Source organism: Streptantibioticus rubrisoli (assembly GCF_024436055.1).
Lineage (GTDB): Bacteria > Actinomycetota > Actinomycetes > Streptomycetales > Streptomycetaceae > Streptantibioticus_A > Streptantibioticus_A rubrisoli.
Genome location: NZ_JANFNH010000015.1, coordinates 42,742 through 57,519, shown reverse-complemented (window position 1 = coordinate 57,519; position 14,778 = coordinate 42,742). Strand labels below are relative to the sequence as shown.

Annotated in this window: 2 protein-coding genes; both read right to left on the bottom strand. The window is 70.3% G+C overall.

Annotation, left to right across the window (positions count from 1 at the left end; all coding sequences use genetic code 11):
- Positions 1 to 19 precede the first annotated feature (19 nt).
- Positions 20 to 5,446: a type I polyketide synthase gene (locus NON19_RS15530; protein ID WP_255928453.1), complete on the bottom strand. Its 5,427-nt coding sequence runs from the start codon at positions 5,444 to 5,446 to the stop codon at positions 20 to 22.
- Positions 5,447 to 5,484: 38 nt separating this feature from the next.
- Positions 5,485 to 14,757, bottom strand: coding sequence for a type I polyketide synthase (locus NON19_RS15525; protein ID WP_255928451.1), 9,273 nt, complete (start codon positions 14,755 to 14,757; stop codon positions 5,485 to 5,487).
- Between the last annotated feature and the right edge of the window lie 21 nt (positions 14,758 to 14,778).

Sequence of the window (14,778 nt, the reverse complement as noted above, 5' to 3'; positions counted from 1 at the left end):
GCGGTGTGCGTTGATCACGTCAGGACCTGCCGAACTGTCGGTCGAGTACGTCGAAGAGTTCCTCGGCGCTAGCCGACAGGAGGTCGTCGGTTGTGTGTTCCGGTTGTTCGCCGGGGCTGTTCCAGTGGGACAGCAGGCGCTGCAACCGCGTGGTGATCGCGGTGCGCGCGTCGTCGTCTCCCGGTACGTCCGCGAGCAGGGCTTCCAGCCGGTCGAGTTCGGCGAGGGCGGGCACGCTGGCGGACTGTTCCTTCGGTGCCAACTGAGCGCGCAGATGCTCGCGCAGTGCGTTCGGCGTCGGATAGTCGAACAGCAAGGTGGCCGGCAGCCGCAGCCCGGTGGCCGCGCTGAGTCCGTTGCGCAACTCCACCGCGGTCAGCGAGTCGAAGCCCAGCTCCAGGAATCCGCGCCCGGCGTCGACCGCGTTCGACGTGCTGTGCCCGAGGGCCGCGGCGGCGTGCGTACGTACCAGGTCGAGCAGCAGCCGGTCCCGTTCCGACTCGGTCAGTTTGACCAACCGCTCTCGCAGCGACGGGCCTTCGGCCGGGCTGGCCTTCGGCCGGGCCGGACCGCGGATCAGGCCGCGCAGCAACGCCGGTACCGTACCGGCCTTCGCCCGCAGGGCAGGGGTGTCCAGCCGGATCGGCACCAGCACCGCCTCGTCGACGGACCGCGCCGCGTCCAGCAGCGCGAGCCCCTGGTCCGCGGAGAGCGGCACCATGCCCAGGCGTGCCATTCGGGCGCGATCGGCTTCGTCCAGCCCATCGACCATGCCGCCGTCCGCCCACGGTCCCCACGCCAGCGCCACGGCGGGCAGGCCCAGCGCCCGGCGGCGGACGGCCAGCGCGTCGAGGAAGGCGTTCGCGGCCGCGTAGTTGCCCTGCCCGGCGCTGCCGAAGGTGGCCGACGCGGAGGAGAACAGCACGAACGCGGCCAGGTCGAGGTCGCGGGTCAGCTCGTGCAGGTGCAGCGCCGCATCCGCCTTGGGCCGCAGCACCGCGTCGATCCGGTCCGCGGTCAGCGACTCCAGCACACCGTCGTCCAGCACACCGGCCGCGTGCACGACGGCGGTCAGCGGGTGCGCTTCGGGGATGTCGGCGAGCAGTGCGGCCAGTTCGTTCCGGTCGGCCGCATCACAGGCCACGATCCGCGCCTCGGCACCCAACTCAGCAAGCTCCGCAGCGAGTTCGGCGGCGTTGGGGGCTGCTGGGCCACGACGACTGGTCAGCAGCAGATGCCGCACGCCGTGCGCGGTCACCAGATGCCGGGCGACATGCCTGCCGAGCGCACCGGTGGCGCCGGTGATCAGCACGGTGCCCGCCGGGTTCAGCGGTCGCCGTACGCCTTCCGCGGGTGGTGCCACCCTGGCCAGCCGCGGAACGTACAGCGCGCCCTCGCGCACGGCCAGCTGCGGTTCACCGGACACCGCCGCGCTGGCGAGCAGGGCGCGCGAGGCATCGTGCTCGTCGAGGTCCACCAGCACGAACCGGTCCGGGTGTTCCGCCTGTGCCGCGCGGAGGAAGCCCCACACCGCGGCGCCGCCGAGATCGGTGACGTCCCGATCGGTGCCCGTCGCCACCGCGCCCCGGGTCAGCACGACCAGCCGGGACGAGGCGAACCGCTCCTCGGCCAGCCACTCCCGCACCACCCCCAGCGCCCGATGGGCCGCCGCATGCGCGTCGTCGCCCGGTTCGCCCGCGACGAACACCAGGTCCGGCGCGGCCGCATCGGTCGCCAGGGACGTCAGGTCCGCGTACCGGGCGGCATCGAGCCCGAAGTCCTCTGCCCCGATGACCGCGCAACGGCTCGTCGTGGCCGGTGGCGTCGGCACGCCCGCCCAGTCGACGCGGAACAGCGCATCGCGCGTCGCCGCGTCGGCCGCGCGAAGCTGCTCGGCCGAGATCGGCCGCAACGCCAGCGACTCAACGGAGGCGATCGGCCGACCGAGTTGGTCCGAAACGGCCAGCGACACCGCGTCCCGGCCCGCGGGCGAAATGCGTACGCGTAAGGCGCTGCCGCCCACGGTGTGCAGGCTCACGTCACGCCAGGCGAAGGGCAGGCGCGCACCGTCGGAACCGGCGAAGAAGTCACCCAGCCGGACGGCGTGCAGTGCGGCGTCGAGCAGTGCGGGGTGCAGTCCGAACCGGCGGGCGTCGGCCTGGTTCTCCTGCGGCAGGGCGACTTCGGCGAACACCTCGTCGCCGTGCCGCCACACCGCGCGCAGTCCGCGGAACGCCGGGCCGTAGTCGAGTCCGGCCTCGGCGAGGTCGTCGTAGAGACCGTCGAGGTCGACGGCTTCAGCATCAGCGGGCGGCCATGCGCCCGACTCGCCGGGCACCGGCTGCACGGCGGCACTCAGTGCGCCGCTGGCGTGGCGGGTCCACAGCGTCGCGCCGTTCTCGGGACGCGAGTGGATGCGGAGCGAGCATCGGCCGGACTCATCCGGTTCGCCTATGGTGACGCGTAGTTGGACGCCACCTCGTTCGGGCAGCACCAACGGGGCTTCGAGGGTCAGCTCCTCCACCAAGCCACAGCCGACCCGGGCACCGGCATGCACAGCCAACTCCACGAACGCCGTGCCCGGCAACAACACCGAACCCATCACCGAGTGATCGGCCAACCACCCATGCGTGGAAACCGCCAACCGCCCGGTGAAAACCAACCCCTCCGGCAACTCCACCGCCGCACCCAGCAACGGATGCCCCGCCGACACCAAACCCGCCGACTCCACCCCCGCCACATCCGCACCCGAATCCAACCAGTACCGCTCCCGCTGGAAGGCATACGTCGGCAGATCAACCCGCCGACCACCCCCCAACACCCGCGCCCAATCCACCACCACACCACGCACGAACGCCGCGCCAACCGCAGCCAGCAACGAGCGGACCTCACCACGGCCCTTACGCAAAGCCGCCACCGCCGCCACACCATCCCCGGCGCAACACTCCCGCACCAGCGCACTCAACGCACCATCAGGACCCAGCTCCACGAACGTCGCGACACCCTGGGCCTCCAACTCCGCAATGCCATCAGCGAAACGCACCGCCTCGCGGACATGGCGAACCCAAAACTCCGCAGTACCAATCTCCTCGACACCGACCACAGCACCGGTCAGATTCGAGACGATCGGGATCCGCGGGGCCTGATACGACAACCCCGCCGCCACCGCACGGAAGGCCTCCAACATGCCGTCCATATGCGGCGAATGAAACGCATGACTCACCGGCAACCGCTTGGCCTTACGACCCCGCCCCTCAAAGGCGGAAGCGATCTGCAAGACCTTGGGCTCATCCCCCGCGACCACCACCGACATCGGCCCGTTGACCGCGGCAATGCTCACACCCTCAACCAGCAGCGGCGCAACCTCATCCTCCGCCGCCTGCACCGCCACCATCACACCACCCGAAGGCAGCTCCTGCATCAACCGGCCACGAGCCGCCACCAACACACACGCATCCTCCAGCGACAACACACCCGCCACATGCGCCGCCACCAACTCCCCAACCGAATGCCCAGCCAGGAAGTCCGGCCGCAGCCCCCACGACTCCACCAACCGGAACAACGCCACCTCAACCGCGAACAACGCAGGCTGCGTATACGCCGTCTGATCCAGCAACCCCGCATCGTCGCCGAACAGCACATCCTTCAACGGCAGTTCAAAGTGCTCACACACCGCATCAAACGCATCCGCGAACACCGGATAGGCCGCATACAACTCACGCCCCATCCCCACCCGCTGCGACCCCTGACCGCTGAACAAGAACGCCAACCGGCCCTCGGACACCACATCACGCACCACCCCAGGCGCCACCTCGCCCGAAGCCAACGCGACAAGCCCCTCCCGGAACCCGGAAGCATCCCGCGCCACAACCACCGCGCGATGCCCCAACGCGGCACGCGTCGTCGCCAACGAGAAACCCACATCAACCAGGCCCAACCCCGGCGAAGAGTCCACGAACGACACCAACCGCGCCGCCTGCGCACGCAACGCAGCCTCACTCCTACCCGACACCACCCACGGCACCGGACCAGACAACGCCCCCTCGTCCAAGGCGACTTCGTCCTCGGCAGGAGCCTGCTCCAAGATCACATGCGCGTTCGTGCCACTGACCCCGAACGACGACACCCCAGCCCGACGCGGCCGCCCCATCTCCGGCCAGGCAACCCGCTCCGTCAGCAACGACACCGCACCCGCAGACCAGTCCACATGCGACGAGGGCGCATCCACATGCAAGGTCTTCGGCAACACACCATGCCGCATCGCCTGCACCATCTTGATCACACCCGCCACACCCGCGGCGGCCTGGGTGTGTCCGATATTCGACTTCAACGACCCCAACCACAACGGGCGTTCACGGCCCTGCCCATACGTGGCCAGCAACGCCTGCGCCTCAATCGGGTCGCCGAGCCTGGTCCCGGTGCCGTGCGCCTCGACAGCGTCGACATCGGACGGCGTGAGCCCGGCGTTGGCCAGCGCCTGGCGGATCACCCGCTGCTGGGCCGGGCCACTCGGTGCGGACAGGCCGTTGCTCGCCCCGTCCTGGTTGATCGCGGTCCCACGCACCACGGCCAGCACCGGGTGCCCGTTGCGCTGGGCATCAGAAAGTCGTTCCACGAGCAGCATGCCGACGCCTTCGCCCCAGCCGGTGCCGTCGGCCGCCTCGGCGAACGACTTGCACCGACCGTCCGGAGCGAGCCCGCCCTGACGGCTGAACTCGGTGAAGACGGTGGGCGTCGGCATCGCCGTCACCCCGCCGACCAGCGCCAGTCCGCATTCGCCCTGCCGCAGCACCTGACCGGCTTGGTGCAGGGCAACCAGCGAGGACGAGCAGGCGGTGTCGACGGTCACCGCAGGCCCTTCGAAGCCGAAGGTGTAGGCGATCCGGCCGGACGCCACGCTCGTCACGTTCCCGGCCAGCAAGTGGCCTTCAGTGCCATCCGCCGCACGGTGCATGCTCGCGCCGTAGCCGGAGAAGGACACTCCGATGAACACCCCGGTCCGGCTGCCGCGCACCGAAGCCGGGTCAATCCCAGCGCGTTCGAAGACCTCCCAGGACGCCTCCAGCAGCAACCGCTGCTGCGGATCCATCGCCAGCGCCTCACGCGGCGAGATACCGAAGAACTCGGCGTCGAAGTCAGCGACATCGGTGACGAAACCGCCCTCCCGCGCATACGACGTGCGGGGCCGCTCGCTGTCCGGGTCGTACAGCGCCTCGACGTCCCAGCCGCGGTCGTCCGGGAATGCGGTGATGGCGTCCCGGCCCTCGTCGACCAACCGCCACAGGTCCTCCGGGGACTTCACGTCGCCGGGATACCTGCAGCTCATCGCAACGACGGCGAGGGGTTCCTGCTCCTCTGACTCCAGTTCGCGCAGGCGCTGACGGGTCGAGTGAAGCTCGGTGGTGACTTCCTTGAGGAAGTACCGCAGCTTGTCTTCGTTCGCCATTTACGCCTGCCCCCTAAAGAAAACGTTTCGCTGCCCAGTCACGAGATGCCGAACTCCTCACCGAGGAAGTCGAAGATCTCGTCGTCGGTCGCCGACTTGATCCTCTGTTCGACCTCGCCCGTCTCGCCGGGGCCTTCCCACTTGGCCAGCAGCGTTCGCAGCCGTTCGGTGATCTCCGTGCGCGCGGTGCCGTCAGCGGGCACGGCGGACAGTGCGGCCTCCAGCCGGTCGAGTTCGGCCAGTCCCGGTGTGCCGTTGTCCCCGGCACCCAGCTCGGACCGCAGGTGCTCGGCCAGGGCGACCGGCGTCGAGTGGTCGAAGACCAGCGTGGCGGGTAGCTTCAGACCGGTCGCGGTGAACAACCGGTTGCGCAGTTCCACCGCGGTCAGCGAGTCGAAGCCCAGCTCCTTGAACGCGCGATCGGCCTCAATGGAGCCGGGTCGGGCGTGGCCGAGGACGTTCGCGACCTCTGCCCGCACCAGCTCCAGCAGCAACCGGAGTTGCTCATTCCCAGGAAGTCCCTGGAGCTGCTGGGACAGCTCCGACTCGCCGGGCTCCGCCGCCGCTTCTGTCGGCCGCGACGCCTCGGGCAACTCGGCGAACAGCGGGCTGGTCCTGGCCGCGGTGAAGCCGGGCAGGAACCTGTCCCAGTCCACGTCCGCGACCGCGACCACGTCGTCCCGCCGCCGCAGCGCCTCGGCCAGCGCGCTGATCGCGGTGTCCGGCGCCATGGCGGGCAGCCCACGGCGGCGCAGTTGCTCCTCGATGTCGCCCGCGGCAGCCATGCCACCACCGGCCCACGGCCCCCACGCCACCGACGTGGCCGCCCAGCCGTCCGCGCTACGCCGCTGGGCCAGCCCGTCAAGGAACGCGTTGGCCGCCGCGTAGGCGGCCTGCCCGCCGCTGCCCCAGATCGCCGAGACCGACGAGAACAGCACGAAGGCATCTAGCGGTTCGTCGCCCAGCAACGCATCCAGGTTCGCCGCACCGGCCACCTTCGCCGAGAGCACCCCGGCCAGCTCCGCCGCAGTCAACTCGCTCAGCGGGACACCGGACTGGGGTACGCCTGCCGTGTGCACCACGGCACGGATTGGGGACCCCTCGTCGGTCAGCCGCCGCAGCAACTCCGCCAGCGCCTCGCGGTCGGCCACATCGCACGCCGCGAAGGTGACCTTGGCGCCCAGCGTGAGCAGCTCGGCCTCCAGCTCCGCCGCCCCGTCCGCATCACGGCCACGACGGCTGGTCAGCACCAGATACTCGGCCCCGTTCCCGGCCAGCCAGCGCGCCACCTGCGCACCCAGCGCACCCGTGCCACCGGTCACCAGCACGGTGCCGGTCGGCCGCCACTGCGCGAACGGCACGTCGTCGGCCGGCGCCCGCACCACCCGGCGCACGTACACGCCGGAATCGCGCAGCGCCACCTGGTCCTCACCGGTGCCCTTCAGCACGCCCGCCAGCCACTCGGCCGCCCGCTCGTCCAACGCTTCCGGCAGGTCGATCAGGCCGCCCCAACGGTCCGCGTGCTCCAGCGCCGCCACTCGGCCGAGGCCCCACACCTGTGCCTGCGCCGGACTGGCCAGCCGATCGGCCGGACCGGTGGACACCGCACCACGGGTCAGGCACCACAACGGCGCGGTGATTCCCGCATCACCAAGTGCCTGAATAACCAGCATGGTTGAGGTGGGCGCTTCGTCGAGTGCCAGCAGCGACACAACTCCGATGACCGGGGACCCGTCGGTCTCAGCCCGCAACCGCCGCGCGATGGCGGCACGGTCGTCGGTGCCCAGCTCGACCACGACGGTTTCGGCACCGCGCTCGGCCAGAGCGCGTACCACAGAAGCGGTGAACTCCCCCTCGCCAACGGGCAGTACAACCAGCCAGCGGCCGGACAGCGTGGCGCCCGTCTCTCCGGCGATGGCCTTCCAGGAGACGTGGTACCGCCAGGAGTCCACCGTGGACTTCTCCCGACGGGCCTTGCGCCACGCCGACATGGCAGGCAGCACCGCACTCAACGGAGCGTCCGGATCAACCGACAACGCCTCCGCCAAACTCTCCTGCTCCACCGCATCCCAGAACCCGGCATCCACCGAGTCCTCCAGCACCGCAGCGTTCCCCACCGGAACATCCGGCCAGTACCGCTCCCGCTGGAAGGCATACGTCGGCAGATCAACCCGCCGACCACCCCCCAACACCCGCGCCCAATCCACCACCACACCACGCACGAACGCCGCGCCAACCGCAGCCAGCAACGAGCGGACCTCACCACGGCCCTTGCGCAAAGCCGCCACCGCCGCCACACCATCCCCGGCGCAACACTCCCGCACCAGCGCACTCAGCGCACCATCAGGACCCAGCTCCATGAACGTCGCGACACCCTGCGCCTCCAACTCCGCAATGCCGTCAGCGAAACGCACCGCCTCGCGGACATGGCGAACCCAAAACTCCGCAGTACCGATCTCCTCGACGCCGACCACAGCACCGGTCAGGTTGGAGACGATCGGGATCCGCGGAGCCTGATACGACAACCCCGCCGCCACCGCACGGAAGGCCTCCAACATGCCGTCCATATGCGGCGAATGAAACGCATGACTCACCGGCAACCGCTTGGCCTTACGACCCCGCCCCTCAAAGACGGAAGCGATCTGCAGGACCTTGGGCTCATCCCCCGCGACCACCACCGACATCGGCCCGTTGACCGCGGCAATGCTCACACCCTCAACCAGCAGCGGCGCAACCTCATCTTCCGCCGCCTGCACCGCCACCATCACACCACCCGAAGGCAGCTCCTGCATCAACCGGCCACGAGCCGCCACCAACACACACGCATCCTCCAGCGACAACACACCCGCCACATGCGCCGCCACCAACTCACCAACCGAATGCCCAGCCAGGAAGTCCGGCCGCAGCCCCCACGACTCCACCAACCGGAACAACGCCACCTCAACCGCGAACAACGCAGGCTGCGTATACGCCGTCTGATCCAGCAACCCCGCATCGTCCCCGAACACCACCTCCCGCAACGGACGAGCCAGCTCGGCATCAAACCGCGCACACACCGCATCAAACGCATCCGCGAACACCGGATAGGCCGCATACAACTCACGCCCCATCCCCACCCGCTGCGACCCCTGACCGCTGAACAAGAACGCCAACCGGCCCTCACCGGACCGATCCACCACCACATCCGCAGCCGAACGCCCAGCCGCCAACGCGGCCAGCCCACGCCTGAGCTCGTCACGTTCCCCACCAACAACCACCGCGCGATGCCCCAACGCGGCACGCGTCGTCGCCAACGAGAAACCCACATCAACCAGGCCCAACCCCGGCGAAGAGTCCACGAACGACACCAACCGCGCCGCCTGCCCACGCAACGCAGCCTCACTCCTACCCGACACCACCCACGGCACCGGACCAGACAACGCCCCCTCGTCCAAGGCGACTTCGTCCTCGGCAGGAGCCTGCTCCAAGATCACATGCGCATTCGTGCCACTGACCCCGAACGACGACACCCCAGCCCGACGCGGCCGCCCCATCTCCGGCCAAGCAACCCGCTCCGTCAACAACGACACCGCACCCGCAGACCAGTCCACCTCGGGTGTCGGCTGGTCCGCGTGCAACGTGCGCGGCAGCACGGCGTGCCGCAGGGCAAGCACGGTCTTGATCACGCCTGCCACACCGGCGGCGGCCTGGGTGTGGCCGATGTTCGACTTCAACGACCCCAACCACAACGGGCGTTCACGACCCTGCCCATACGTGGCCAGCAACGCCTGCGCCTCGATCGGGTCGCCGAGCCTGGTCCCGGTGCCGTGCGCCTCGACAGCGTCGACATCGGACGGCGTGAGCCCGGCGTTGGCCAGCGCCTGGCGGATCACCCGCTGCTGCGAGGGGCCGTTGGGCGCGGTCAGGCCGTTGCTCGCACCGTCCTGGTTCACCGCCGAACCACGTACCACGGCCAGCACCGGATGCCCGTTGCGGCGGGCGTCAGACAGTCGTTCGACCAGCAGCATTCCGGCGCCCTCGCCCCAGCCGGTGCCGTCCGCGTCCGCCGCGAACGCCTTGCACCGGCCGTCCGGAGCGAGCCCGCGCTGACGGCTGAACTTGATGAACGCCCCCGGGGTGGACATCACCGTCACACCACCCGCGAGCGCCAGTTCGCACTCGCCCTGCCGCAAAGCCTGCGCCGCCAGGTGCAATGCCACCAACGACGAGGAACACGCCGTGTCCACCGTCACCGCGGGGCCTTCAAGACCGAAGACGTACGAAACCCGGCCGGACAGCACACTGCCCGCGTTGCCGGTCAGGAGGTAGCCGTCGGCGCCTTCCGGAGTTTCGGCGAGCAGATCGGCGTAGTCCTGACCGTTCGTCCCGGCGAACACCCCGATCTGGCGTCCGCGCACCGAAGCCGGGTCGATCCCGGCCCGTTCGAGGGCCTCCCAGGAGACCTCCAGAAGCAGCCGCTGCTGCGGGTCCATCGCCAGCGCCTCACGCGGCGAGATCCCGAAGAACTCCGGGTCGAACTGCTCGACGCCGCCCAGGAACGCGCCCTCGCGGGTGTAGGTGGTGCCGGGGTGCTCGGGGTCGGGGTGGTATAGCCCGGCCAGGTCCCAGCCGCGATCGGCCGGGAACGGGGTCACCGCGTCCGTGCCGTCGGACACCAGTCGCCACAGGTCCTCCGGCGAGCCGACGTCGCCGGGGAACCGGCAGGCCATGCCCACGATCGCGATCGGCTCGTCCATCGCGGACCCGGTGAGCGTGGCGGTCGGGGCCTGCTGTGCCAGGCCGAGCATCTCGCCGCGCAGGAAGTCCACCAGCACCGCGGGCGTCGGGTGGTCGAACACCAAGGTGGCGGGCAGGGTCAGGCCGGTGGCCGCACCGAGCCGGTTGCGGAACTCGACGCCGGTCAGCGAATCGAATCCCAACTCGCGGAACGCCCTTGAGGCATCGATGACTTCGGACGGGGCGCGTCCGAGTACGGCCGCCACCTGTGCACGCACCAGTTCCAGCAGCAACCGCTGCTGCTCGGCTTCCGACAGCCCGGAGAGCCAGTCGCGCAGCTCCACCTTCTCCACGGCGGGCAGCTGTCGCACCTCCGGCAGTTCGTCCACCAGGGACAGCGGCCGGACGGCGCGCAACGCCGGAACGAAGGTCTGCCAGTCGACGTCGGCGAGCAGCAGCGCCGACTCGTTGCGGCCCACCGCTCGTGCCATGGCGGACACAACCAGGTCGGGTGCCATCGGGCGCAGGCCAAGGCGCCGTTGGTGCTGTTCGCCGGTGCCGTCGGCCAGTCCGCCGCCGCCGAGCAGGCCCAGTGCGATCGACGTGGCGGGCAGGCCCGCTGCCCGGCGCTGCTGCGCCAGTGCGTCCAGGAACGCGTTCGCGGCCGCGTATGCCGCCTGGCCGCCGTTGCCCCAGACCCCGGCGACCGAGGAGCACAGGACGAAAGCATCGAGTTCGAGGTCTGCGGTCAACTCGTGCAGTGCGCGTGCCGCGGCCACCTTGGGGCGCAGGACGGCGTCGACCCGCTCGGGGGTGAGCGCGGTGAGCAGCCCGTCATCCAGCACTCCGGCCGTGTGCACCACCGCGGTCAGCGGGCGCTCGGCGGGGATGCCGTCGAGCAGCGCCGCCAGCGCGGCGCGGTCGGCCACGTCGCATGCGGCGATCGTCACCTTGTCGCCCAGTTCGGCGGCGAGTTCGGCCGCACCGGGCGCGTCGGGTCCACGGCGTCCGGCCAGCACGAGGTGCTCGGCGCCGTTGGCGGCGAGCCACCGCGCCATCTCGGTACCAAGCGCACCGGTGCCGCCGGTGATCAGGACGGTGCCGCGCGGTTGCCAGGACCGGGCGGCGGCCGATCCACCGGCGTGTTCCAGGCGCCGGACGAACACTCCGCTCTCGCGGACCGCGTACTGGTCCTCACCTCCGTGCCGGGCCAGTACGCCGACCAGCCTGGCGAGCGCCCGGTCGTCGACGAACCCCGGCAGGTCGATCAGGCCGCCCCAGCGCTGCGGGTGCTCCAGGCCGACGACCCGGCCGAGTCCCCACACCTGCGCCTGGTCTGCGTTGGGCAGCCGGTCGGACGGTCCGGTGGTCAACGCGTCCTGCGTCACGCACCACAGCGGCGCGTCCACCGTGGCCTCACCCAGTGCCTGGGCGGCGACCACGTTCGGCCACAGTCGGCCGCCGCGGGACAGCAGGGACAGCACACCGGTCGGCGCCCCGGCTGCCAGTACGGTACGCAGCCGCTCGGTGAGGTCGGCGCGGTCGGCGTCGGCCACCGGCAGCAGCACGACGTCGGCGCCGTGCCCGGCCAGTGCCGCGCGGACGGTGGTGGTCAGTTCGTCCTCGACCAGCGCTGCCGGTACGAGCACCAGCCAGTTGCCGGTCAGCGCGGCCGCCGCGGGCTCGGCGGCCGGGCGCCACACCACCCGGTACCACCAGGATTCCGCGGTGGACAACTGGTGCCGGTTCCGGCGCCAGTCCGACAACGCGGGTACGACCCCGGTCATCGGGGTCTCGGCCGCTACGCCGAGGGTGGCGGTCAGCTCCACCAGGTCCTCGCGCTCCACCGCGTCCCAGAACCGGGCGTCCACCGGGTCCTGCGCCGTGGTGGGGTGCGTGCTCTCCAGCCAGTAGCGCCGCCGCTGGAAGGCGTACGTCGGCAGTTCCACCCGGCGCCCGCCGGGGAACATCGCCGACCAGTCGACGCCGATGCCGTGCACATGCGCTTCGGCCAGGGACTCCAGGAACCGGGCGAAGCCGCCCTCGCCCCTGCGCAGCGAACCGACGGCCACCGCCCGCTCAGCGGTTTCCTGGATGCCCATGGCCAGTACGGGGTGTGCGCTGGACTCCACGAACAGCCGGTGCCCCTGCTCCGCCAACAGACGGACGGTCTCCTCGAACCGGACCGTCTGCCGCAGGTTGCGGTACCAGTAGTCGGCATCCAACGAGACGGTGTCGATCCGCTCCACGCTCACCGTCGAGTAGAACGGCACCTCGGAAGTGCGCGGAGTGATATCGGCCAGGACCGTCAGCAGTTCGTCGCGGATCTCCTCCACATGCGCCGAATGCGACGCATAATCCACCGGAATCCGGCGCGCCCGAACCCCGTCCGCCTCCGCTTCGGCAAGCAACTCCTCCAGCGCATCGACATCACCAGAGACCACCACCGAGCCCGGCCCGTTCACCGCAGCAACAGAAACCCGACCACCCCAACGCTCCACACGCCCAGCGACCTCAGCGACCGGCAGCGAGACCGACACCATCCCACCCCGGCCCGACAACGCCAGCAACGCCCGACTACGCAACGCCACAACCCGCGCCGCGTCCTCCAACGACAACGCACCAGACACACATGCGGCCGCGATCTCACCCTGCGAATGCCCCACCACAGCGGCAGGCTCCACCCCATACGAACGCCACAACGCCGCCAGCGACACCATCACCGCAAACAACACAGGCTGAACAACATCAACCCGCTCCAACGCCGCCGCATCACCCAACACATCCAGCAACGACCACTCAACAAACGGCGCCAACGCCCCCGCACACGCCCGCATCGACTCCGCAAACACCGACGACGAGCCCAACAGACCCACCGCCATACCCACCCACTGCGAACCCTGACCCGGAAACACAAACACCGCACGCTCATCCGCCGCGGTGCCCTGCACCACGCCGGGTTCCGTCACGCAACGGGCCAGTCCGGCCAGGCCCTTCCGGAAGTCGGCCACGTCGGCTGCCATCAGCACCGCGCGGTGCTCGAAGGACGACCTGCCGGTGGCGAGGGAGAAGCCGACGTCCACGGGGTTCAGCCGGGGGTTGTCATCCACGTAGGACAGGACGCGGGCGACCTGGTCGCGCAGCGCCGCCTCGCTGCGCGCCGACAGCACCCAGGGCAGTACGCCGGAGACAGCAGGCTCCGGTGGCGCCTCGACGGCGGGCGACTGTTCCAGCACGACGTGGGCGTTGGTGCCGCTGATGCCGAACGAGGAGACCCCGGCGCGCCGTGGTTCGCCGGTCCGCGGCCACTCGGTCCGCTCGGTCAGCAGGGAGACGGCACCCGAAGACCAGTCGACGTGCGTCGAGGGTTCGGTCACGTGCAACGTCCTGGGCAGCACGCCGTGTTGGAGCGCCAGCACCATCTTGATCACGCCACCCACCCCGGCCGCGGCCTGGGAGTGCCCGATGTTGGACTTCAACGAGCCGAGCAGCAACGGGTGTTCGCGATCCTGCCCGTAGGTGTCCATGAGGGCCTGTGCCTCGATCGGGTCACCGAGGGTGGTTCCCGTGCCGTGCGCCTCGACAACGTCGACCTGGCGTGCCGAGAGCCGCGCGTTCGCCAGCGCCGCCCGGATCACCCGCACCTGCGACGGGCCGTTCGGTGCGGTCAACCCGTTGCTGGCGCCGTCGGAGTTGACCGCTGAGCCCCGTACCACCGCCAGCACCCGGTGCCCGTTGCGGCGGGCGTCGGACAGCCGCTCAAGCACCAGCATGCCGACGCCCTCGGCCGGGCCGAACCCGTCGGCCGTGGCGGAGAACGCCTTGCACCGGCCGTCCGGGGCCAGCCCGCGCTGCCTGCTGAACGAGAGGAACATGCCCGGCGTGGACACCACCGTGACACCACCGGCGAGCGCCAGCGAGGACTCACCGCGCAGCACCGACTGGACGGCCATGTGCAGTGCGACCAGCGAGGACGAGCACGCAGTGTCGATGGTGACGGCGGGGCCTTCCAGGCCCAGCGTGTAGGCGACGCGCCCGGACACCACACTCGTCGTGGTGCCGGTGAACAGGTGGGCTTCGGTGCCGTCCTGGGCCTCGTGCAGCCGCGGCCCGTACTCCTGGGCGATGGCACCGGCGAACACACCGGTGCGGCTGCCCCGCAACGTGGCGGGGTCGATCCCGGCGCGCTCCAGCGCTTCCCACGAGGTCTCCAGCAGCAGCCGCTGCTGCGGGTCCATCGCCAGCGCCTCACGCGGCGAGATCCCGAAGAAGTCCGCGTCGAACCCGCCCACGTCGTGCAGGAAACCGCCGTGGCGCGTGTAGGTCTTCCCGGCCAGTTCCGGGTCGGCGTCGTACAGCGCCTCGACGTCCCAGCCCCGGTCCGAGGGGAACTCCGAGATCGCGTCGCCGCCGGACATCACGAACCGCCACAGGTCGTCGGGGGACGCGATCCCGCCGGGGAAGCGGCAGGCCATTCCGACGATGGCGACCGGCTCGTGCTGTGCCTGCTCGACGTCCTGCAGCCGTTGCCGGGTCTGGTGCAGCTCGGTGGTAACCCGCTTGAGGTACTCGACGAGCTTCTCTTCGTCGGCCATCTACCCGAACTCCTCGACGTT

Bases quoted from the DNA above. Each gene is read 5' to 3' on its own strand.
- NON19_RS15530 (WP_255928453.1), bottom strand. From the start codon at position 5,446: ATGGCGAACGAAGACAAGCTGCGGTACTTCCTCAAGGAAGTCACCACC.
- NON19_RS15525 (WP_255928451.1), bottom strand. From the start codon at position 14,757: ATGGCCGACGAAGAGAAGCTCGTCGAGTACCTCAAGCGGGTTACCACC.